This window comes from Mycobacterium sp. (assembly GCF_039583785.1).
In the GTDB taxonomy this organism is placed as follows: Bacteria; Actinomycetota; Actinomycetes; order Mycobacteriales; family Mycobacteriaceae; genus Mycobacterium.
The window spans coordinates 20,110-40,513 of sequence record NZ_JAVKSG010000035.1 but is presented as its reverse complement, the minus strand read 5'-3'; the positions used below and the strand labels follow the sequence as shown (position 1 = coordinate 40,513).

Annotated in this window: 24 protein-coding genes, 1 tRNA gene and 2 pseudogenes; 8 read left to right on the top strand and 19 right to left on the bottom strand. The window is 65.9% G+C overall.

What is annotated here, in order from left to right; translation table 11 throughout:
- Both ABDV69_RS12385 and ABDV69_RS12380 read left to right on the top strand, forming a co-directional pair.
- A partial coding sequence (locus tag ABDV69_RS12385) for a hypothetical protein (RefSeq protein ID WP_343574684.1) occupies positions 1-218 on the top strand: 218 nt, incomplete at its 5' end.
- Positions 219-351: 133 nt separating this feature from the next.
- Positions 352-888, top strand: coding sequence for a hypothetical protein (locus tag ABDV69_RS12380; protein ID WP_343574683.1), 537 nt, complete (start codon positions 352-354; stop codon positions 886-888).
- A gap of 37 nt (positions 889-925) precedes the next feature.
- Here ABDV69_RS12380 and ABDV69_RS12375 read toward each other — a convergent pair.
- A pseudogene (locus ABDV69_RS12375) lies at positions 926-1,283 on the bottom strand (Rv2640c family ArsR-like transcriptional regulator).
- A gap of 212 nt (positions 1,284-1,495) precedes the next feature.
- Between ABDV69_RS12375 and ABDV69_RS12370 the strand changes: the two are divergent.
- The gene (locus ABDV69_RS12370; protein ID WP_343574682.1) at positions 1,496-2,284 is read left to right on the top strand and encodes a TetR/AcrR family transcriptional regulator C-terminal domain-containing protein; all 789 of its coding nucleotides are present in this window, start codon (positions 1,496-1,498) and stop codon (positions 2,282-2,284) included.
- Between the two features lie 320 nt (positions 2,285-2,604).
- On the opposite strand, the gene ABDV69_RS12365 is transcribed toward ABDV69_RS12370, so the two are convergent.
- The 5 genes from ABDV69_RS12365 to fabG are packed head-to-tail and all read right to left on the bottom strand — an operon-like array spanning position 2,605 to position 7,644.
- Entirely contained in the window at positions 2,605-3,282 is a 678-nt protein-coding gene (locus ABDV69_RS12365) for a GntR family transcriptional regulator (RefSeq protein WP_343574680.1), read from the bottom strand.
- Between the two features lie 2 nt (positions 3,283-3,284).
- A complete protein-coding gene (locus ABDV69_RS12360) occupies positions 3,285-4,478 on the bottom strand; it encodes an acyl-CoA dehydrogenase family protein (protein WP_343574677.1) in 1,194 nt (397 codons plus the stop codon).
- Between the two features lie 18 nt (positions 4,479-4,496).
- The gene (locus tag ABDV69_RS12355; protein WP_343574675.1) at positions 4,497-5,690 is read right to left on the bottom strand and encodes a CoA transferase; all 1,194 of its coding nucleotides are present in this window, start codon (positions 5,688-5,690) and stop codon (positions 4,497-4,499) included.
- The gene (locus ABDV69_RS12350) at positions 5,687-6,907 is read right to left on the bottom strand and encodes an acetyl-CoA C-acetyltransferase (RefSeq protein WP_343574673.1); all 1,221 of its coding nucleotides are present in this window, start codon (positions 6,905-6,907) and stop codon (positions 5,687-5,689) included. Before ABDV69_RS12350 ends, ABDV69_RS12355 begins: the two co-directional genes overlap by 4 nt.
- The gene (gene fabG, locus ABDV69_RS12345; RefSeq protein ID WP_343574671.1) at positions 6,904-7,644 is read right to left on the bottom strand and encodes a 3-oxoacyl-ACP reductase FabG; all 741 of its coding nucleotides are present in this window, start codon (positions 7,642-7,644) and stop codon (positions 6,904-6,906) included. The genes ABDV69_RS12350 and fabG overlap by 4 nt, the downstream gene beginning before the upstream one ends.
- 147 nt (positions 7,645-7,791) lie before the next feature.
- On the opposite strand from fabG, the gene ABDV69_RS12340 reads away from it, so the two are divergent.
- On the top strand, positions 7,792-8,958 hold the full coding sequence (locus ABDV69_RS12340; protein WP_343574669.1) for an acyl-CoA dehydrogenase family protein: 1,167 nt from the start codon (positions 7,792-7,794) through the stop codon (positions 8,956-8,958).
- 128 nt (positions 8,959-9,086) lie between these two features.
- Here ABDV69_RS12340 and ABDV69_RS12335 read toward each other — a convergent pair.
- The 3 genes and pseudogenes from ABDV69_RS12335 to ABDV69_RS12325 form a co-directional block, all read right to left on the bottom strand.
- Positions 9,087-9,200, bottom strand: a pseudogene (locus ABDV69_RS12335) (aminoglycoside phosphotransferase); the annotation flags it as partial.
- Between the two features lie 174 nt (positions 9,201-9,374).
- Positions 9,375-9,608: a hypothetical protein gene (locus ABDV69_RS12330; protein WP_343574667.1), complete on the bottom strand. Its 234-nt coding sequence runs from the start codon at positions 9,606-9,608 to the stop codon at positions 9,375-9,377.
- A gap of 53 nt (positions 9,609-9,661) precedes the next feature.
- Positions 9,662-11,146 (bottom strand): aldehyde dehydrogenase family protein, encoded by a 1,485-nt coding sequence (locus ABDV69_RS12325; RefSeq protein ID WP_343574666.1) that lies wholly within the window; start codon positions 11,144-11,146, stop codon positions 9,662-9,664.
- A gap of 539 nt (positions 11,147-11,685) precedes the next feature.
- Here ABDV69_RS12325 and ABDV69_RS12320 point away from each other — a divergent pair.
- Positions 11,686-12,528, top strand: coding sequence for an SDR family oxidoreductase (locus ABDV69_RS12320; RefSeq protein WP_343574665.1), 843 nt, complete (start codon positions 11,686-11,688; stop codon positions 12,526-12,528).
- Positions 12,529-12,642: 114 nt separating this feature from the next.
- A complete protein-coding gene (locus ABDV69_RS12315; RefSeq protein WP_343574664.1) occupies positions 12,643-13,038 on the top strand; it encodes a lipoprotein LpqH in 396 nt (131 codons plus the stop codon).
- 6 nt (positions 13,039-13,044) lie between these two features.
- Here the strand turns inward: ABDV69_RS12315 and ABDV69_RS12310 are convergent, their stop codons facing one another.
- Both ABDV69_RS12310 and ABDV69_RS12305 read right to left on the bottom strand, forming a co-directional pair.
- The gene (locus ABDV69_RS12310; protein ID WP_343574663.1) at positions 13,045-13,188 is read right to left on the bottom strand and encodes a hypothetical protein; all 144 of its coding nucleotides are present in this window, start codon (positions 13,186-13,188) and stop codon (positions 13,045-13,047) included.
- A gap of 398 nt (positions 13,189-13,586) precedes the next feature.
- Positions 13,587-13,672 (bottom strand) — tRNA-Leu (locus tag ABDV69_RS12305).
- An 82-nt stretch (positions 13,673-13,754) separates the two neighbouring features.
- On the opposite strand from ABDV69_RS12305, the gene ABDV69_RS12300 reads away from it, so the two are divergent.
- Both ABDV69_RS12300 and ABDV69_RS12295 read left to right on the top strand, forming a co-directional pair.
- Positions 13,755-14,144, top strand: a complete 390-nt coding sequence (locus ABDV69_RS12300) for a hypothetical protein (RefSeq protein WP_343574662.1) — start codon at positions 13,755-13,757, stop codon at positions 14,142-14,144.
- Positions 14,141-14,464 (top strand): DUF3817 domain-containing protein, encoded by a 324-nt coding sequence (locus ABDV69_RS12295; protein ID WP_343574661.1) that lies wholly within the window; start codon positions 14,141-14,143, stop codon positions 14,462-14,464. The genes ABDV69_RS12300 and ABDV69_RS12295 overlap by 4 nt, the downstream gene beginning before the upstream one ends.
- Here ABDV69_RS12295 and rdgB read toward each other — a convergent pair.
- The 8 genes from rdgB to clpS form a co-directional block, all read right to left on the bottom strand.
- A complete protein-coding gene (gene rdgB / locus ABDV69_RS12290; RefSeq protein WP_343574659.1) occupies positions 14,459-15,055 on the bottom strand; it encodes an RdgB/HAM1 family non-canonical purine NTP pyrophosphatase in 597 nt (198 codons plus the stop codon). The genes ABDV69_RS12295 and rdgB overlap by 6 nt on opposite strands.
- Positions 15,056-15,170: 115 nt before the next feature.
- Positions 15,171-15,950 (bottom strand): ribonuclease PH, encoded by a 780-nt coding sequence (gene rph / locus ABDV69_RS12285; RefSeq protein WP_343574657.1) that lies wholly within the window; start codon positions 15,948-15,950, stop codon positions 15,171-15,173.
- 138 nt (positions 15,951-16,088) lie between these two features.
- On the bottom strand, positions 16,089-16,856 hold the full coding sequence (locus tag ABDV69_RS12280; protein ID WP_343574656.1) for a cyclic nucleotide-degrading phosphodiesterase: 768 nt from the start codon (positions 16,854-16,856) through the stop codon (positions 16,089-16,091).
- A gap of 64 nt (positions 16,857-16,920) precedes the next feature.
- Entirely contained in the window at positions 16,921-17,754 is an 834-nt protein-coding gene (gene murI / locus ABDV69_RS12275; RefSeq protein WP_343574655.1) for a glutamate racemase, read from the bottom strand.
- A gap of 10 nt (positions 17,755-17,764) precedes the next feature.
- Entirely contained in the window at positions 17,765-18,412 is a 648-nt protein-coding gene (locus ABDV69_RS12270; RefSeq protein WP_343574653.1) for a rhomboid family intramembrane serine protease, read from the bottom strand.
- A 36-nt stretch (positions 18,413-18,448) separates the two neighbouring features.
- The gene (locus tag ABDV69_RS12265; RefSeq protein WP_343574651.1) at positions 18,449-19,486 is read right to left on the bottom strand and encodes a P1 family peptidase; all 1,038 of its coding nucleotides are present in this window, start codon (positions 19,484-19,486) and stop codon (positions 18,449-18,451) included.
- Positions 19,483-20,064, bottom strand: a complete 582-nt coding sequence (locus ABDV69_RS12260) for a DUF2017 domain-containing protein (RefSeq protein ID WP_343574649.1) — start codon at positions 20,062-20,064, stop codon at positions 19,483-19,485. The genes ABDV69_RS12265 and ABDV69_RS12260 overlap by 4 nt, the downstream gene beginning before the upstream one ends.
- Entirely contained in the window at positions 20,065-20,367 is a 303-nt protein-coding gene (clpS, locus tag ABDV69_RS12255; RefSeq protein ID WP_343574648.1) for an ATP-dependent Clp protease adapter ClpS, read from the bottom strand.
- Positions 20,368-20,404 lie beyond the last annotated feature (37 nt).

Below are 20,404 nucleotides of genomic sequence, written 5' to 3'. Positions count from 1 at the left end.
TCTCGACCACGGACAACCCCGCACAAACACCTACCACCACCCCGAAAAACTGCTGCGGGCAGAGCAAGACGACGAAGACGTACCCTGACCGGGCCCGAGAATCAGCGCAGTGCATACCGGACCGGCAGATGTTTGTTGGGATCGCGGCCGACATCGAGGCGGAACGGGTCGGTGAAGACATCACGGCGCCGCGCCAGCAGGCGCAGCGCCGCGCGTGACGGCCCGTATCCCAGCACCCAATGCGTTCACTCCCAGATTGGCGCGGCCAGGTGCCGAGGATCGGGCGCATACGAGCCTGCGGGCCTGCCGACAATCGCGTCTACCCTCATACAGAGCGAGGGAGGGCACGCAATGTTTGCAGCATTCGGATTCGAAACCCTCGGTGTCGTGGTCGCAGACATGTTCTTCGTCGACCCAACACCGGACGAAGGCCAGGAGACCCCGGAGCGCGGAGTCAGATTGGAACTGCGGCTGGTCGATCGGGCCGAGCCGCAAGGATCGATCTACGGAGGCGTGCCGATCTCCTTCACCCGCCCAGTGTGGCGAGTAGATCTGTTCGGATCCACTCAGAGCCCGCCGGGGACCCTCGACCGAGCGCACCACCATCCCCGCTTCAACGGTTGGGAACCTGGACGTCGACACTTCGTTCCCGAGTTGTCGGCTGATCCGGTGTCCTGGTTGGCCGGAGCGCTCGCCGACCCGGCCGCGGTGCTGGCCCGCGCCGGTATCGAACCGGATGAGGTCAGCGAAGCAGACAAGGCCGGGCTGGCTGCGGCCGGTCCGGACATCGTCGCCGTGGTGAAACGAATGCTCGACGGTGTCCGCAACGGCGAATTGGCCCCGGCCCCCGCTGAACCGGTTGCGGCAGCGCGCACTGGTTGGCTCTGACGGTTCACGCTTCGGCCTACGCCGACGTCGAGTGGAGTCAGCAGCAGTTCGGGTCGAGCACCGAGCACAGCGCAAGGAGCGATTCGCGACGGGCGCGGTGGTAGACATTCATGCCGCGCCGCTCCGACTCGACCACAACCTGCTCGGCGCAACTGCGAGAGGTGATGGCTGAGCGTCGATTCGGCCAGTCCCACCGCCGACGCTAGGTCGCAACTAAACTCTTCATCCGCGTTGCTACTGAACAACAATGACACCAGCTTGACGCGCACCGGGTCGGCTAATGCGCTGAGGCGCAACGCAATCTCTAAAGCTGCATCATCGTGAGCCGTACCGGCGGCGACCGCCGAACCGCACACCGGCGCTGACACGTCGAACGCGGGCAGTGTCTTGGGCACCTGCTCATGACGCCACACCTTCTTGAGCAAGTCGGGCACCGGCCCTTTCGCCTCGCACACCGTCCTGAGACAGGCGAGCGAGCGCTGGTGGCCTGCTGCGCTGCGTATCAGAAAGCCTACGATAGGTATTACAGTAGTTATTTAGAACGATGACCCGGTTGCATAGCCGCGCATCAGCCGCACTCAGCGTAGAACGTGATGGAGGTGCCCCAGTGGCCAAGCAGGCAACCGCCGAAAAGCGGCAGCGCCGCGAACGGGGATCCATCAATCCCGACGACATCATCAGCGGGGCGTTCGAACTCGCGGAGCAGGTGTCGATCGACAACCTGAGCATGCCACTGCTCGGTAAGCATCTCGGTGTCGGGGTGACGAGCATCTACTGGTACTTCCGCAAAAAAGACGACCTGCTCAACGCGATGACCGATCGCGCACTACGCAAGTACGTGTTCGCAACGCCGTATGTGGAAGCCGTCGACTGGCGCACAACGCTGCGCAATCACGCCCGTTCGATGCGTAAAACGTTCATGGGCAACCCAATTCTGTGCGACCTGATCCTTATCCGGTCGGCACTGAGCCCCAGGGCCGCCCGGGTGGGCGTTCAGGAGATCGAGAAAGCGATCGCCGGACTGGTCGAGGCGGGGCTCTCGGCGGAAGAAGCTTTCGACACCTACTCCGCGGTGTCGGTTCATGTCCGCGGGTCGGTCGTGCTGCATCGGCTTCAGGAGAAAAACCAGGCGACCGACGACGGCGGCCGTACGATCCAAGATGCGCTGGTCATCGCTTCCGAGGCCACCCCGTTGCTGGCCCAGATGACTTCCACAGGACATCACATCGGCGCCCCCGACGACAACAACTTCGAATACGGCCTCGACTGCATTCTCGACAACGCCGGTCGTCTGATCGAACAACGCTCGAAGTCGACCGGCCGGCAGCAGAATTCAACGCCGGCCCGGCAGCGTAAGTCGACATCCACTGGGCGGACCAAGAATCCGCGCAACTGAGGCACCCAGGCTCGTGTTCCCGAGCGCCGCTTTCCTTGCTAAGTTGAACAGCGAAGCAATTGTATTGCCTACTGGAGAGGTATCCATATCGCCAGGGAAGGACGGATCCTTCGGTAAGGCATCGGCGCCGCGGTGCTGTGCGACACCGGCGCCATGACCGTCGACCGATTGCCGGAAACGACCCGGACGCTGCTCAGTTCGGTCAAGATTCCGACGGCGTGGCTACTGGTCGACGATGACGACACCGTTCCCCGCGGGCTGACTGGCAAGCTCGACGTGCGGCGGCTGCGTGCGTTACCGGCGCATCGTCGATCTCGGAGTCACTCACCCGACTCGACGACTCCGTGCTCGGCGAGGTGGTCGATCAGCGGAGCGGCCCCCGCGGCCAAATGCTCCGACATCGCCCTGCGGGCAGACTCGCTGTCACGGTTGGCCAACGCCGCCACCACCCGGCGGTGGTCTTTGATCGACTGGTCGGGCCAGCCGGCGATGGTGGGAAACACGGATTCGGGTGCGTAGCGGGTGATCTGCGACATCATCTGGGCGAGCTTCGGCGACTGTGCCGCCACGTTGATCGCCCGGTGGAACTCGTGGTTGAGACGCACCGTTCGCTCAATGTCGTTGCCGGCATAGGCCTCTTCGAGCTGAGATTGAATGTCGGTGAGCCGGCGTAGTTGACCGTCATCGATACTCTCGGCGGCTCGCGCGGCAAGCTCGCCACCGACGTGGGCCTGCAGGTTGGCCACGTCGGCCAGATCACGCTCGGTCACCGGCAGCACCACGAAGCCGCGGCGCGGCTGCTGCGCCAACAGCCCCTCGGACCGCAGCTCGAACAGGGCTTCGCGCACCGGGGTGACGCTGATCCCGAGCTCAGCGGCTAATTGGTCCAACCGGACGTACTCACCCGCCGAATAGGTGCCGTCAAAGATCCGCTTACGGACATAGCGCGCAACGTCTTCCGAGAGCTGGGGTCGCGCGGCGAAATCCGGGACGCTCACTGTCAAATCCGATACTCGGCAAGCAGTCGCTTGCTGATGATGGACTTCTGGATCTCGCTGGTGCCCTCGCCGATGAGCAGGAACGGCGCGTCACGCATCAGCCGCTCGATTTCGTAGTCCTTGGAGTAGCCGTACCCGCCGTGGATACGGAAGCTCTGCTGGGTGACTTCCGAGCAGAATTCGCTGGCAAGGTATTTCGCCATCCCCGCCGCGACGTCGTTGCGTTCGCCGGAGTCCTTGAGCCGGGCCGCGTTGACCATCATCAGATGCGCCGCCTCCACTTTAGTTGCCATTTCTGCGATTTGGAAGGCAATGGCCTGGTGCTCGGCGATCGGCTTACCGAAGGTGTGACGCTGTTGGGCATAGCGAGCGGCGAGCTCGAACGCACGAATCGCCACCCCGACCGCCCGCGCCGACACGTTGACCCGTCCGACTTCGATACCATCCATCATCTGGTAGAAGCCTCGGCCCGGCACGCCGCCCAAGATGTCGTCGGCGCGTGCGACGTATCCGTCGAAGATGAGCTCGGTGGTGTCGATCCCCTTGTAGCCGAGCTTGTCGATCTTGCCCGGGATCAACAGTCCGGGTTTCACTTCGCCGAAGCCGGTGGGCTTTTCGACGAGAAAGGCCGTCAGGTTGCGATGCGGCGCTTCAGCGCCCTCGTCGGTGCGAACCAGCACCGCGACCAAGCTGGAACTGGCGCCGTTGGTCAGCCACATCTTCTGGCCGTTGATGGTGTAGTCGCCGTCGGCGCCCCGGGCGGCGCGGGTGCGGATCGCCGCGACGTCAGATCCCAACTCGGGCTCGGACATCGAGAACGATCCGCGTATCTCGCCGGTCGCCATCCGCGGCAGGAAGCGTTGCTTCTGTTCGTCGGTGCCGTGCTGGCGCAGCATGTAGGCGACGATGAAATGGGTGTTGAGCACTCCGGAGATGCTCATCCAACCGCGGCCCAATTCTTCGATGCACAGGGCGTAGGTGAGCAACGACTCACCCAGTCCGCCGTATTCCTGCGGGATCATCAAGCCGAACAGGCCCATCTCGCGCATCTGGTCGACGATCGCTTGCGGATAGGTGTCGGTGCGCTCCAGCTCTGGCGCATTCGGGATGACTTCCTTTTCGACGAATTGACGCACGGTGGAGATGATCTCGTTCTGCACATCGGTCAGCCCGGCAGTCTGGGCGAGTTTGGTCATGAGGGGCCTTTCTCCTCGTCAGTGGGCGATCGTTTTCGCGTCGGTCAGGCGACTGATGTCGGCGGGGCTCAACCCCAGTGCCGCGGTGAGCACGTCGGCGGTGTCGCCGCCGAGTCGCGGTGCCGGCTCGGCGGCGAAGTGGCTGCCGTCGAAGGCGGTGGGCAGTCCTGGCGCCAGGTAGTCGCCGAGCCCCTCTTGGTTCAGGCGGGAGAACAATGGATTCGCGGTCACTCGCCCATCCGCGGCGGTCTCCGCGAAGGTGCGATAACGCTCGAACAGCACGCTGGTCGCCGACAGCGCCTGCGTGATCTCGTCGGCCGTGTGATCGCCGAACCACGTCGCGAACAGACCATTGAGCACGCCGCGGTAGCGGTAGCGCGTTCCCTCGTCGGTAAAGTCCGCGCCCAGTGACTCGGCCAGCGCGGAAACCACGGCCCCGCAAGCGGTGACCTCGACGAGATCCTGAAAGTGTCGTTTGGTCAGCGTCACCACCATGAACGCGGCGCCATCGGAGGAGGTGAAGTCCTGACCGTACTGGCCGTAGATCGCGTTGCCCAGACGCTCGCGTTCCGTGCCGTTGATCTGAGGTTCGGTGAGCAGCCCCAGGTTGCCCGCAGTGGCCAGGGCGACGTCTTCCAGCGGAAGGCTGATCTGCGCGCCGGCGCCGGACTGGTCGCGGCGGCGGAGCGCGGCGACCACCGCGAGCGCGGCGTAGAGGCCACAGCAGACATCCCAGGCCGGCAGCACATGGTTGATCGGTCCCGCGTGGTCCACCGGGCCGGTCACCAACGGAAATCCGGTCGCCGCGTTGACCGTGTAATCCACACCCGTGGAACCGTCGTGGCGGCCGAGCACCTGAACGTGGATCAGGTCGGCACGCTGGGCGACCAGCGTCTCGTAGGACAGCCAGGACAACCCCGCGGCGTTGGTCACTACGATGCCGTCACCCTCGACGATCAGTCGCTGAATCAGCTCCTGGCCGTCAGCGCAGCGCAAATCAATGGTGGCCGAACGCTTTCCCTTGTTCAGGCCGGTCCAGTAGATGGACGTGCCGTCCGCGGTGACCGGCCATCGGTTGGTATCCGATGCGCCGCCTATGGGATCGATCCGGATCACCTCGGCGCCCAGCTGGCTCAACGTCATTCCGCACAGCGGCGCCGCGACGAAGCTGGACACCTCGACGACGGTGAGATCGGCCAACGGGGTCGTCAAGACTCGACCCGTTCGAAAATTGCCGCGAGACCCTGGCCGCCGCCGATGCACATGGTTTCCAACCCGTAGCGGGCACCACGCCGGTTGAGTTCGCGGGCCAGCGTCGCGAGCATCCTGCCGCCGGTCGCACCGACCGGGTGGCCCAATGAGATTCCGGACCCGTGCACGTTGGTCCGCTCGAGGTCGGCGGCGCCAAAGTCCCACTCCCGCATGACCGCCAGCGCCTGCGCGGCAAAGGCCTCGTTGAGTTCGATCAGGTCGATGTCGCTCAATGTCAGGCCCGCTTTATCCAGTGCGGCCCGGGTGGCCGGCACCGGGCCGATTCCCATCACGTTGGGCGCCACGCCCGCGGTGGCCCACGACACCAACCGGACCAGCGGGGTGAGGCCGAGTTCCGCGGCTCGCTGCGGCGTCGTGACCAGACACATGGACGCGGCGTCGTTCTGCCCGCTGGCGTTGCCGGCCGTCACCGTCGAATCTGGATCACTTTTGAGCAGAACAGGTTTGAGCTTACTCAGCGATTCCACCGTGGTGTCGGCGCGAGGATGTTCGTCGGTGTCGATCACATCCTCGCCGCGACGGTTGCGCACGGTGACCGGGATGATCTCCTCGGCCAGAATGCCGTCCTTCTGCGCAGCCACCGCGCGCTGATGTGATGTCACCGCGAGTTCGTCCTGCTCCTGACGGGAAATGTGGTATTGGCGGCGCAGATTCTCTGCGGTCTCCAGCATCCCGCCGGGCACCGGGTGGTGGCGGCCACCGGCGGTGGTCCGGCCGCGAGCAAGGGCGTCGTGTACCTGGACACCACCACGGGCACCACCCCACCGCATGTCGGTGGAATAGAAAGCGACGTTGGTCATGCTTTCCGCCCCACCGGCCACCACCAGATCGTTGTCGCCGGATTGGATGTGCAGGCACGCCTGGATGACCGCCTGTAGACCCGATCCGCAGCGACGGTCGACCTGCATGCCCGGCACCGTCACCGGCAGACCCGAATCGAGGCCGACGACGCGCCCGATCGCCGGGGCCTCGCTGCTCGGATAGCAGTGCCCCAGAATGACATCCTGCACCGCCTCGGGCGGGACGCCGGTTCGATCGAGAAGCCCGGTGAGCGCGGCGACGCCCAACTCGACGGCACTCAGCGACGTGAACATGCCGCCGTAGCGCCCGATCGGGGTCCGGACCGGCTCGCAGATCACCGCCTCGCAAGCGCTCACAGGTGCCTCCCGCCGGTCACCTCGAGGACGGTGCCGGTCATGTACGACGAAAGGTCGCTCGCGAGGAATAGGGCCACCTTGGCCACCTCCTCGGGCTCGCCGGCCCGTCCCATCGGTATCTCGGCCAGCTTCTCGTCCCAAATCCGTTGCGGCATGGCCTCGGTCATCGCCGAGCGGATGAGTCCTGGCTGGATGGCGTTGACCCGCACACCCAGGTGCGCCAGCTCCTTGGACGCCGCCTTGGTCATTCCCACGATGCCGGCCTTGGCCGCCGAATAGTTGGTCTGGCCGACCATGCCGACCTTTCCGGAGATCGACGACATATTCACGATCGCGCCGCTTTTGTTCTCCCGCATGATCGCAGCGGCTTTACGCAGCCCGTTCCAGGTTCCCTTCAGATGTACGGCGATCACCTGGTCGAACTGCTCTTCGGTCATCTTCCGCATCGTCGCGTCGCGGGTGATGCCGGCGTTGTTGATCATGATGTCCAGCGCGCCGAATCCGTCCACCGCAGCACCGATGAGTGTGTCGACGTCATCGCCGGACGTCACATCGCAGCGCACCGCCAAGGCAACGCTGTCGCCGCCCAACTTGGCGGCCGCCTCCTGCGAAGCCTGGAGGTTCACGTCGCCGAGCACCACCCGCGCGCCCTCGTCCACGAAGAGTTGCGCGATGGCCAAGCCCAGGCCCTGGGCACCACCCGTGACGACTGCGGTCTTACCGGTCAACAACGACACACGATCACCGTCCTCTTGTCTGCGCCCCGAACATGGAGCATCTCGAACATCATATTTCATATATGATCGCGCGGACGCGACTGCCGGCGGGGTCCCGCACCCACCGCCGTCGACCGCTCTCACAGCCCACAGAAGGAGCGTTGATCCATGCCCACCGCTGCCGTCGACGACGACGATTTCCAGGAGATTCTGGCGCAGACCCGCCAATTCGTACGTTCCGCAGTGGTGCCCCGCGAGCAGGAAATTCTCGCGACCGATCGGGTGCCAGACGATCTCCGGAGCCAGGCCAAGGACATGGGACTGTTCGGCTACGCGATCCCCCAGGAGTGGGGTGGGCTCGGCCTCGACATCACCCAGGACATCGAGCTGGCGATGGAACTCGGCTACACCTCGCTGGCGCTGCGGTCGATGTTCGGCACCAACAACGGCATCGCCGGCCAGGTCCTGGTCGGGTTCGGCACCGACCAGCAGAAGGCCACTTGGCTGGAGGAACTGGCAACTGGAAAGGTCGCCTCGTTCGCACTGACCGAACCGGGCGCAGGATCGAACCCGGCGGGGCTGCGCACCAAGGCAATTCGCGACAACGGCGAATGGGTGATCAACGGCGAGAAGCAGTACATCACCAACGCCCCAGTCGCGGACCTGTTCGTGGTCTTCGCGCGGACCCGCCCGGCCGACGACGACGGGCCCGGCATCGCGGTATTCCTGGTGCCGGCCGGCAGCCCTGGGGTCGAGGTTGGCCCCAAGGACGCCAAGATGGGGCAGGAGGGCGCCTGGACCGCCGACGTTCGCTTCACCGATGTCCGGGTGCCGGACGGTGCGCTGGTCGGCGGCAGCGAGGACATCGGCTACCGGGCGGCGATGACCGCGCTCGCACGCGGTCGAATTCACATCGCGGCACTGGCCGTGGGCGCCGCACAGCGGGCGCTGGATGAGTCCGTCGCGTATGCGGCCACCGCCACCCAGGGCGGCAACCCGATCGGCAGTTTCCAGCTCGTGCAGGCGATGCTCGCCGATCAGCAGACCGGAGTGATGGCCGGCCGCGCCCTCGTTCGGGATGCTGCCCGATTGTGGCTCGACGACGAGGACCGACGGATCGCCCCCTCGGCGGCCAAGGTGTTCTGCACCGAAATGGCCGGCAAAGTCGCCGATCTCGCCGTGCAGATTCACGGCGGCAGCGGCTACATGCGCGACGTGCCGGTCGAGCGTATCTACCGCGACGTGCGCTTGCTGCGACTCTACGAGGGCACTAGCGAGATTCAACGACTGATCATCGGCTCGAACCTGGTGAAGGCGGCGCGGCGCAAACCGTAACGTATTTTCGTCCGCGAGCTGGCAGGCATTCGTTGATTCGCGTACCACGGCCCCCGCGCGAGCGTGCGCGTTTGTACGCCGACACGCCGACGAACGCGTCATTGCATGCACGCTCACGCCGGAGCAGCTCACTGACCGATGAGTTCCAACGTCCCGCAGTCCCGGACCGCCTGGCAGCCACGAGCCAACATGGTCAGAACCATGTCGTCACCGCGGTCGGTGGCGGTGGCGAACGCGAACCCCCACCGCAAGCGTCAGGCCGCCATCGACGTTGATGGCAACGAAAATCACGCCGCTGGCAGCCCACGTCGCCGCCAAGATCAGCGACTGGCGCCGCACGAGTCGGGCTGCTGCTCGTCGTTGATCCGGATTGGGTTGCTGGGCAACGACAAACCACCGCAGCACCGGCGCGGCGATCAGTGACCCGCCCACCGCGACGGCGACAGGCCCAGCACGACCAGGATCGTCGCCGCGATCATGTTCTTTGCGCCGAAGTAGGCGTGCGCCCCGCTGACCGTTTGGCCGTGCAGCGGTATCGCGATCGCCGCCGCCGCGGCATCGGCGACCGCCAGCAGGTGGGCACCCACCAGACCGGTCGCAGAGTGAATCGACAACCTGCGGGCGCTGCTTGTCTGACGCGCCTTCGTCACGGGATCAAGGTAGCCGAGCGCCGGGCACCAATGCGCTATTGAGCGGGGCGTCGTTACCCTGCGGGATACCCCACGGATTTGACCTCGGTGTACTGGTCGAAACCGGCCACGCCGTTCTGGCGGCCGACGCCGCTGTCCTTGTATCCCCCGAACGGGACGTCGGCACCGTAGGGCGCGCCGCCGTTGACGCCGATGAAGCCGGCCTTGATGCGGCGGGCGACCGCCAGCGAATGCTCCAGCGAACCCGACATCACGTTGCCGGCCAAGCCGTACGGACTGTCGTTGGCGATCCGGATCGCGTCTTCTTCGTCGTCGAACGGAATGACCGACAACACCGGGCCGAAGATCTCCTCCTGGGCGATCGTCATCTTGTTGTCGACGTCGGTGAAAAGCGTTGGCCGGACGAAGTATCCCTTGTCGAAGCCGGTCTCCGCGCCCGGCCCGCCGACCAGCGCGGTGGCGCCTTCTTCGACACCCTTTTTGATGTAGCCCGTCACCCGGTCGAACTGTCGCTGCGAGATCACCGGCCCGCACAGGGTGCCCGGATCCTGCGGGTCGCCGCAGGTGACGTTCTCGTAGATGCTCTTGAGGATCGCCACACCCTCGTCGTAGCGAGACCGCGGCAACAGCATCCGGGTCGGGTTGGCGCACCCCTGCCCCGCGTGCATGCACGGGGCGATGCCGATCGCACACGCCAACCCGAAGTCCGCGTCCTCCAGGACGATCGTCGCCGACTTGCCGCCGAGTTCGAGGAACAGCCGCTTCATGGTGGCCGCACCCTTTTCCATGATCCGCTTGCCGACCACCGTCGACCCGGTGAACGAGATCAGGTCCACCTTGGGCGAGAGCGTAAGTTCCTCGCCCACAGAGTGATCCGACGCGGTGACGACGTTGACGACACCGGCCGGGATGTCGGTCTGCTCGGCGATCAGCCGGCCCAGCCGGGTCGCGTTGAACGGGGTGTTGGGTGCCGGCTTGAGCACCACGGTGTTGCCGGTGCCCAGCGCCTGACCAAGCTTGTTGATCGTCACCTCGAACGGGAAGTTCCACGGCACAATCGCACCCACCACACCGACCGGCTCCCGCCAGACCTTGATGGAGGTGTTCGCGCCGGTGAGACTGATCACCCGGTCGCCGAGGTCGGTCTCCCAGGCGTACTCGTCGATCAGCCGGGCCGGGTATTTCAGCCCGTCGGCCAGCGGGGCGTCCAGCTGTGGGCCGAAGGTGATGGCCCGCGGCGAGCCGACTTCGAGGATGAGCTCCTCGCGCAGTTCGTCGATCTCGAATTCGATCGCCTCGTGCAGTTGCAGCAGGCACCGCTTGCGCAGCTCCTTGTTGGTCGACCAGTCGGTCTCGTCGAACGCACGGCGGGCGGCGTCGATCGCCCGGTGCATGTCCGATTTCGAGGCGTCGGCCACCTCGCCAAGCGATTCCTCGGTGGCCGGGTTGAGGTTGGTGAAGGTACCGGCCTGGCCGTCGACCAACGTGCCGTCGATCATCATCTTCGGCTCGAAGCGGACCTTTACAGTGTCAGTCATCTTTGTTGCGCTTTCGTTGAGGGGACGCGAGCGGAGCGCCAAGTCGGACATTACTATGGGAAGCCTTACCGGAACGCAGTCGGTTGACAATGGTGTTTGATGGGCCAACTATCTGTTCCACCGCAGAGTTCGCCTTTACCCGTCGTCAATCGCCCCGGAGCCGTAGACAGGTCCGCAAGGAGTTGCGCGCCTGGCTGGCCGCCAACCTGACCGACGACGTCATCGCGGCGAACCGCGGCCGGGGTAGCGACAGCGACATTCCACGCTGAGCCACGAAGGAGCCCCTGGTGCGCGGCGACGTAGAACGTGACAGTTCCACCCAAATCTGACAACCAAAATTTCAGATACCCACCGGTCGACGCGTTCGCCCCCGCATACTTGCGGGGTGCGTCGTGTCGGAGTCTGTGCCGCTGACTCTGCTTACGCGTTGACGGCTTACCGCCTGTCAGCACCCGGACCGCAGTTTCGCACCGGAAAGCGCCGCCTTGGCCTTCGTCGACCAATCACGCCTACGGTCGGCACCCCACGAAAGGATCGAAATGTCTGCTATCGAACAGTTCCGCTACGACGGCAAAAAGGCACTCGTGGTCGGAGGCGCCACGGGCATGGGTGCCGCGGCGGCCAAGATCGTGGGTGATCTCGGAGCCGAGGTGATCAACCTGGACTACGCCCCGGTGGAGGCTGGACTCGGCCGCGGTATCCAGGTCGACCTGCGTGACCCGGCGTCGATCGACAGCGCGCTCGACCAGATCGGCGGACCCGTCGACGCGGTGTTCTCCGCCGCCGGCATTGCCGACGGGCCGGACCTGATGAAGATCAACTTCATCGGCCATCGGCACCTGATCGACAGGCTGATCGACCACGGCCAGCTGGGCCGCGGTTCGGCGATCTGCTTCATCTCCTCGGTCGCGGGCATCGGCTGGGAAACCGACTTGCCGCGCCTGCAGGAATTCTTGGCCACGCCGGACTTCGCCTCGGCCGATGCCTGGGTCAAGGCCCACGAGGCGGACAACTTCGGCCACTACGGCACCAGCAAACAGGCGATCAACGCCTATGTCGCCACACACGCATTCCCGTTCCTGGCCAAGGGAATTCGGATCAACGCAATCTGCCCGGGTCCGACCGACACTCCCCTAGCCCGCGCCAATGCCGACCTGTGGCTGTCGTTCGCGCAGGACTACCGGGAGGCCACCGGCACAGCGACGCACACGCCCGAGCAGATGGGCAATGTGATGGCGTTTCTCAACAGCGATGCGGCTGCCGGGATCAACGGCGTGACGCTGCTGGTCGACTACGGACACGTCAACTCGTCGAACACCGGAACATTCGCCGCCGGCAAGCCGATCATCGACTTGCTCATGGGCCGAATCTCGCTGGGTTGATCCTTGGTGCACGTTCACTCCCCCGGACGCACGCAGGCTGATAGAAAAAGTATGCGAGCTAGATCTGCGTGCGTGGGGAGGTGCCCAGTGGGGCAACGGCGTATCACCGCAGCGGTGAGCGCTGCACTGCTAGCGACGTCGTGTGCGGGTTGCTTCGCGCAGGACGACAACGCGACGCAGAAGACCGCGCACATCACGGTCGACAACAACTCCCGCACGTCCCACGCCGTCACCTGCAGTCAGGTCAACTGGTTGCTGACGGCCAACATCAGCGTAGCGCCGGCGAATGTGCGGGTGCTGCTTCGGTTGGACCCGGACAAGCCGAAGGTCGAGTCGGTGCATTTCGACAACTTCGCCGGCTTCTCCGGTGTCTCCAACGCCGGCGCCGGTGACGCGAAGATCCGGGTGGTCAAGGACATTTACACGATCACCGGCAACGCCACGGGCACTCAACTCGACGATCCACGCGTCTCGGTGACCGAACCGTTCAGCATCGAGGTGGGTTGCTGAGCGACGCTATTGCAGGTCGTCGTCCGACGGTGGCGGTGGAAACCCTGGCTCCGGCGGCGAGTTCTTCAGCCACGCTCTCAGACGCACAAGCGGACCGACTACGACACCGGTAGCCAACAAGATCAGCAGCACCACGATCGCGGCGTTCATACCGTCAATGGTGCCAGTCGCGGAGATGCGGCTTGAAGTTTCACCGGTCCGGACAGATGGGTTTCTGGTGGCGCGGGTGGGCCCGGTATTCCAGAGATTGTTCGCGACGCAACGGGTGGACGCGGGCCGTGTAGAAGGCAGCTAGATACAGGACAGCGACGCAGCCCGCAGTGACCAGCGCTGCCTGGGCTTTCTCGATGTACCGGTTGAGCGCGCCGTTCCCCGCGCGGCCGCTAACGCGGCCCCGTTGCATCATCGCGACGTCGACGAGTTTGATGCGTCGGCCGCATCGTCAGGCCCCACGGCCCACGGGTCATGGTTCCGGACACACAACAGTCGCCGTCGGTGGTGAAGAATGCGTTCACCCGCTCATGTTAGGGGGGGGTGAACGTCGGTTGTGGTGCGGGCGGGGGGACTTGAACCCCCACGCTCTTTCGAGCACCGGCACCTAAAGCCGGCGCGTCTGCCATTTCGCCACGCCCGCAAGCTTCACGAGCGTACCGCCTCGGCGCTTGGGCGAAACCGTCCCCGGCCTCCTGGTGAAAGGCGCAGAGTACCTTCTAGGGATGTCCACTACACGTCGTCGGAGACCCGCGCTGATCGCGCTGGTGGTCCTCGCGGCGGGCGGCTGCCTGGCGTTGGGCTGGTGGCAGTGGACCCGGTTCGAATCGACGTCGGGCACGTTCCAGAATCTCGGATACGCCTTGCAGTGGCCGGCGTTCGCCGGATTCTGTGTCTACGCCTACCGCAAATTCGTCCGCTACGAGGAGGCACCGCCGGAACCCCGAAACACTGAGGCCGTCAACGAAATACCGCAAGGGCTGCTGCCCGAGCGACCCAAAGCCGCGCAACACGGCCCCGACGACCCCGAACTTTGCGAGTACAACGCCTATCTGGCCGAACTTGCCAAGGCGGACAACGAAAACCATCAGAAGCAGGACAGGACGACCGCATGACCACAGCAGCCCAGAACATCCGCACCCCGCTGCTCGCCTACCGCGTGATGGCATGGACGACGGGTATCTGGCTGATTGCGCTGTGCTACGAGATCGTCGTCCACTACATCATCAAGGTGCCGAATCCACCGACCTGGATTGGCATCGTGCACGGCTGGGTGTACTTCGCGTACGTTTTGGCAGCCTTCAACCTCGCCGTCAAGGTCCGCTGGCCGATCGCGAAGACAATCGGGGTGCTGCTGGCCGGAACCATCCCTCTGGTCGGCGTTATCGTCGAGCACTTTCAGACCCGAAACATCAAGGCTCAGTTCAACTTATAGGGTTCGCAGCGCGGGCAGCAACAGTTTGAGCGCGCGGCCGCGGTGCGATGCCGCATCTTTTTCTGCCGAAGTCAGTTGCGCGGCAGTGCGGTCGTCGCCGTCCGGGACGAACACCGGGTCGTAGCCGAAACCCGCGTCACCGCGCGATTCCCGGATGATCGCCCCATGCCACTCGCCGCGGACGACGACCTCGTCGGAACCGGACACCAGCGCGCAGGCCGAGACAAACGTCGCGCCGCGACGCTCGTCGGGCACGTCACGCAATTGCGCCAGCAGCAGAGCGGTGTTGCCGGCGTCGTCACCGTGTCTGCCCGCCCACCGCGCCGACAGCACGCCCGGCATGCCGTTCAGCGCGGCCACCTCCAAACCGGAGTCGTCGGCGACCGTCGGTAACCCGGTCGCCGCGAATCCGTCCCGGGCCTTGGCTAGAGCGTTATCTTCAAACGTTGCACCGGTTTCCGGCGCCTCGTCAAACGCGGCAACGTCATTGAGTGACACCAGCGTCAGTCCCGACAGCGCGGCCGCGTCCAATACCCGGCGCAACTCCGCCAGCTTTTTGGCGTTGCGGCTCGCGACCAGGACCCGGGTCATCGACAAATCCCAGCCATCAGCCCGCCATCGTAATTCAGGCGGGCCGCAGTGAGCCCGGGGCAGTCGGAGAAATGGGTCCAAGGCCCGATGACTTTTCCCGGGCAAATGCAGGCGGTCAGCTGCCGAAGGCCTTCTGCGGCGTGTGGCCCTCGGGCAGCACACCCGGGTACGGCAGGGCCAGCGCCTCGCGCTGCGCGACGAACAGCTTCTCGCACGCCCCTTCCGCGACATCGAGCAATTTGTCCAGCGTCGACCGCGGGAAGGTGGCACCCTCGCCGGTGCCCTGCACCTCGACCAGCGTCCCGGTGTCGGTGGCGACGACGTTCATGTCCACCTCGGCGCGGGAGTCCTCCTCGTAGGGCAGGTCGACCCGCACCCGGCCGTCGACAACGCCGACGCTGATCGCGGCGATCGCACAGGACAAGGGCCGAGGATCGGACAGCTTGCCCGCCGCCGAAAGGTAGGTCACCGCATCGGCCAACGCGACGTAAGCCCCGGTGATCGCCGCGGTACGAGTTCCGCCGTCGGCCTGTAGCACGTCGCAGTCGATGGCAATGGTGTTCTCCCCCAACGCCGCTAGGTCAATGCAGGCCCGCAGCGACCTACCGACTAGTCGGCTGATCTCCTGGGTGCGGCCGGACGGCCGGCCCTTCACCGATTCCCGGTCGCTGCGGGTGTGGGTGGCCGACGGCAGCATCGCGTACTCGGCAGTGAGCCAGCCCAGTCCGGAGCCTTTACGCCAGCGGGGCACGCCCTCGGTGACGCTGGCCGTGCACAGGACTTTGGTCTGACCGAATTCGATCACCACCGAACCTGCCGGGTGGGCGGTGAATCCGCGGGTGATGACGACCGGCCGGAGTTCGTCGTCGAGGCGGCCGTCTTCTCGTTTTGACACGCCGCCACTTTAGCCCGGCGACGATGCAGAGCGCGGAGCGCGATGAGGAGGAGCCGGGCAATTCAGCCCCAGCCCGGCGACGATGCAGAGCGCGGAGCGCGATGAGGAGGAGCCGGGCAATTCAGCCCCAGCCCGGAGTCAGGAGCGCCCGACGTCAAATGTCTCGCCGCACACCACCGCGTGCACGGGGCCGTCGAATTCGGCTTTGGCTTCGCTGATCACGTCCTCGCGCGCGGTCCACGGCGGGATGTGCGTCAGCAACAACTCCCCGACCCCGGCCGCGGCGGCGATCCGCCCGGCCTCGGTGCCGGACAGGTGCAGGTTCGGCGGACGGTCGGGCGAGTGCGTCCAGGACGCCTCGCACAGGAACACATCGGCGCCGCGGGCCAATTCGATGACGGCGTCGCAGTAACCGGTGTCACCGCTGTAGACGAACGTGGCGCCGTCGCCGTTGATGACGCGCATGCCATAGGACTCGGTCGGGTGGCACACCAGCCGGGGCGTGACGCTGAGCGCGCCGATCGTGACGGCTTCACCGTTGACCCAGTGGTGCACGTCGAAAATGTCGGAGCAGTCGTCGATCTCGCCGCCGTACGGCGACGACGCGGCGCCCAGCCGCGACCAGGTGTCGCTCGGCCCGTACATCAGGGCCTTACCGACCGGCGGCGACGGGTGGTAGCGGCGCCACACGAACAACCCGGGCATATCGAGGCAGTGATCGGCATGCAGGTGCGACAGCAGCACCTGGACCGACCCCGGATCGGCATGCCGCTGCAGCGCTCCGAGTACGCCTCCACCGAAGTCGATGACCAGCGGCGGGGTGTCCGGTGCCCTCAGCAGATAACCCGATGCCGGCGAATCCGGGCCAACGACGCTCCCGGAGCAGCCCAGCACGGTAATTCGCACGGTGACCACTGTGCCATGCCCGCCGTCATGATGTTGAAAACATCCCGCTTTCTATTGAGAAAGCTCAACCGGGCGCGGCGATGTGCCGATGAACCGGTTCGACTCCGGTGATCGCTGGCCCCAGAAACCGCGCCGCGAGCGCGAGAAACGCCTCCGGATCGCCGGTGGCCTCGAACGCGCGCAGCGGCGAAACGGCATCGGGACGGTCCGGGTGGGGATGCAGTAGGTCGCGTTGCGTCAGCACGCGCAGAAGTTCTTTTGCCGTCTCCTCCGCGCTGGACACCAGCGTCACCGCATCACCCATTGCCAGCTGGATCAGCCCGGACAGCAGCGGATAGTGCGTGCAGCCCAGCACCAGGGTGTCGACGTCGGCGCTTTGCAGCGGCTCGAGATACCCCTCGGCCAGGCCCAGCACCTGACGGCCGCTGGTGATGCCGCGCTCGACGAAGTCGACGAAACGCGGGCAGGCCACCGCGGTGATCTCGGTGTCGCGGGCGGCGGCGAAGGCGTCCTGGTAGGCGCCGGACTCGACCGTGGCCTGGGTTCCGATCACGCCGATGCGACCGTTGCGGGTGGTGGCGACGGCCCGTCGTACCGCGGGCAGGATCACCTCGACGACAGGCACGTCGTAGCGTTCCCGCGCGTCATGCAGGCAGGCCGAGGACGCCGAATTGCAGGCGATGACCAGCGCCTTCACCCCGCGGCCGACGAGGTCGTCGCCGATGGCCAGGGCATGCGCGCGAATCTCGGAAATGGTCAGCGGGCCGTAGGGACCGTTGCCGGTGTCGCCGACGTAGATGATCTCCTCGTCGGGCAGTTGGTCGATGATCGAGCGCGCCACGGTCAACCCGCCCACGCCGGAGTCGAACACCCCGATCGGTGCCAGTGCGTCATGCATGTCAACTCGATTATTGCCGTGGTGCCGCGCGCCGCCGCACCCTGGCTTCGCGTTCCGAGCTGGACAGCAGGTAGGCGGCGAGCACTCCGGCGATGCCACCGCAGAGATGCCCCTGCCACGACACGCCCCCGCAGACATTGAGCACCGGCACCGCGCCCCACAGCACGCCACCGTAGACAACCAGCACCAGCAGCCCGATCACGATCTGCCAACCCGAACGGGTGAAGAAGCCGAACACCAGCAGGAAGGTCAGCCAGCCGAAGATCAGGCCGGAGGCGCCGATGTGATCGGTTTCGCCGCAGGACGACCCCAGGTTCCCGATCAGCCAGGTGCCGAAACCGCCGGCGATCCACACGATCGCGGTCACCCACAGGAATCGCGACAACCCGGCCAGGGCGACCAGGAAACCCAGCACCAGGGCCGGCCCGGTGTTGGCGGCCAGGTGTGCCCAGTTCGCATGCAATAGCGGAGCGAACAGGATGCCCCACAAACCGTCGGCCTCCAGCGGGCGGATGCCGTTGTCGTCCAGCCGGTGCCCGTTGAACTGGTCGAAGGCCTCGACGACGTAGAGCAGCGCCACGAAGCTGAGGATGGTGGCCCCACCGACGACGAACGCGGACCGCTTCTTCGGTTTTTCAGCCGGCGTGCCCACGCTCATGGCTGCCCTTGCACGGCATCTTCGGCTTTGTCCCAACTACCGGTCATCAGCGCCTCGCAGGAATGCCCCGGGCAGCAGGTCCCGGTAGGTCGGTATGCCGGCCACCGACACGGCGGCGATCACGGCGACCAACACCGCGCGGGCCAGACAATCGGCCGCCGCGTTGCCGATCTCGGTGGCCAGGGGTGTCTCCGGCGAGAAAGCGGCGGGCAGATCGGCCGGCGGCGCCACCTCAATGGCACCGGTGGCGAGCGCGAACACCGTGTCGCCATCGATCGGGGTGTGCGCGGGCCGGATGCTACGGGCCAGCCCATCGTGAGCAGCGCTCGCGATCTGCCGGCAGGTCGCCGAGCTCACCGCGGCGTCGGTCGCCACCACTGCGATCGTGGTGTTCAGCGCGCTCAACGGCGATTCGAGGCTGGCCAGCTCGGCGCGTTGCTCATCGGGTGGCTGGGTCAATCCGAACTCGTCGACCAGATAGCTCAGCCACGGCAACCCGGTGGCCTGATCGACGACGTTGCCCGCGGAGTTCACCACCACCAGCGCGCCGACGGTCACTCCGGACGGCAGCGTCGTCGACGCGGTCCCGACGCCGCCCTTCAGCACGCCCGCGCACGCACCCACCCCGGCGCCGACCGTGCCGATGGCGACCTCGACGCCAGCTGACCGGCAGGCGTCATAGCCGAAGTCGGGGGTGGGCCGGTTACTCCACGCGCCGACCTCCAGATCGAAGATCACCGCGCCGGGGACGATCGGCACCACCCCACCCGTCAAAGCCACCCCGCGGTTGCGCTCCTCCAACCAGCGCATCACCCCGTCGGCGGCCGCCAAGCCGAACGCGCTGCCGCCGGCGAGCAACACCGCGTCGACGTAGCGCACGCTGTTGGCCGGATCCAGCAGATCGGTTTCCCGGGTGCCGGGCGCGCCGCCGCGCACGTCGACGGCGCCGACGGTGCCCGGGGGCGCCAGGACGACGGTGACGCCGCTCGCCCACCCCCCGCCCATGGTCGCGTCGGAGTCCAGCCGGTGATGCTGGCCGACCAGGATGCCCGCGACGTCGGTGATCGCGGTCATCGCGATCCCATCAGCGCCACCACCAGGTATTCCTGCAAGACGGTCAGCCACTGGTAGACGTCAAGATGCGCGGCCAGCGGATGATCGTCAGGCAGCCGATCGGGGCCGCCTGCTTTGACGTCGAGCATGGTGCCCAGCGCCAGCCGCAGGTCGTTGACCGACGCGGCCCAGCCATGGGCGGCCTCTTCGGTCAGCTCGATCTTGCCGCCGTGATCTGGCAGTGTGTCCAGGAGTTGTTGGGCTGCAACCCGTTTGGCGTCGATGATGGACGGCTCATGCAGGCTGCGCAGGGCCGCGTTCAGCCGGTCGGTGGCTTCGTCCGGCGCGGCCGCCTGGTCAGCCGGCTTGGCGAAATCGGGCAGCAGCCGCTGCAGGGTCGCGTTGTCCGGCGGCTCGGAGTTGCCGGTCTTCATGCCGGTGATCTGTTCGAGTTCGTCGTGCGGCGACGAGGATTCGCGTTCGTCGAGCAGCCCGATCATCGAGGCGACCAGGTTCTTCAGCAGCGCCGCCTCATGCGCATCCAGCGCTGACCGATATCGGGCGCCGTCGGCGGTTTCTACCCGCTTCCACTTACGCACTCAGTGGTCCTGCTGCATGGTGGCCCACAATCCGGCCGCGTGCAGCTTGCTGACATCGACTTCCATGGACTCCCGGCTGCCCGCCGACACCACCGCCTTGCCTTCGTTGTGCACCTGCAGCATCAGCTTGGTGGCGTGCGGCTCGCTGTAGCCGAACAGCTTCTGGAACACGTAGGTCACGTAGTTCATCAAATTGACTGGGTCGTCCCAGACGATGGTCACCCAGGGCGCGGAGGTGGCTTCGACCGTGTCCGCTTCCCGCTGCCCGGTGGTTCCCGGCTTAGTCGGGGCTGACGCAACCATGGTCAACAGGATACCGAGTCACCCTCGCATAACCGAT

Bases quoted from the DNA above. Each gene is read 5' to 3' on its own strand.
- ABDV69_RS12380 (WP_343574683.1), top strand. From the start codon at position 352: ATGTTTGCAGCATTCGGATTCGAAACCCTCGGTGTCGTGGTCGCAGAC.
- ABDV69_RS12360 (WP_343574677.1), bottom strand. From the start codon at position 4,478: ATGACCAAACTCGCCCAGACTGCCGGGCTGACCGATGTGCAGAACGAG.
- ABDV69_RS12340 (WP_343574669.1), top strand. From the start codon at position 7,792: ATGCCCACCGCTGCCGTCGACGACGACGATTTCCAGGAGATTCTGGCG.
- ABDV69_RS12325 (WP_343574666.1), bottom strand. From the start codon at position 11,146: ATGACTGACACTGTAAAGGTCCGCTTCGAGCCGAAGATGATGATCGAC.
- ABDV69_RS12320 (WP_343574665.1), top strand. From the start codon at position 11,686: ATGTCTGCTATCGAACAGTTCCGCTACGACGGCAAAAAGGCACTCGTG.
- ABDV69_RS12310 (WP_343574663.1), bottom strand. From the start codon at position 13,188: ATGAACGCCGCGATCGTGGTGCTGCTGATCTTGTTGGCTACCGGTGTC.
- ABDV69_RS12300 (WP_343574662.1), top strand. From the start codon at position 13,755: ATGTCCACTACACGTCGTCGGAGACCCGCGCTGATCGCGCTGGTGGTC.
- ABDV69_RS12295 (WP_343574661.1), top strand. From the start codon at position 14,141: ATGACCACAGCAGCCCAGAACATCCGCACCCCGCTGCTCGCCTACCGC.
- rdgB (WP_343574659.1), bottom strand. From the start codon at position 15,055: ATGACCCGGGTCCTGGTCGCGAGCCGCAACGCCAAAAAGCTGGCGGAG.
- murI (WP_343574655.1), bottom strand. From the start codon at position 17,754: ATGCATGACGCACTGGCACCGATCGGGGTGTTCGACTCCGGCGTGGGC.
- ABDV69_RS12270 (WP_343574653.1), bottom strand. From the start codon at position 18,412: ATGAGCGTGGGCACGCCGGCTGAAAAACCGAAGAAGCGGTCCGCGTTC.
- ABDV69_RS12265 (WP_343574651.1), bottom strand. From the start codon at position 19,486: ATGACCGCGATCACCGACGTCGCGGGCATCCTGGTCGGCCAGCATCAC.
- clpS (WP_343574648.1), bottom strand. From the start codon at position 20,367: ATGGTTGCGTCAGCCCCGACTAAGCCGGGAACCACCGGGCAGCGGGAA.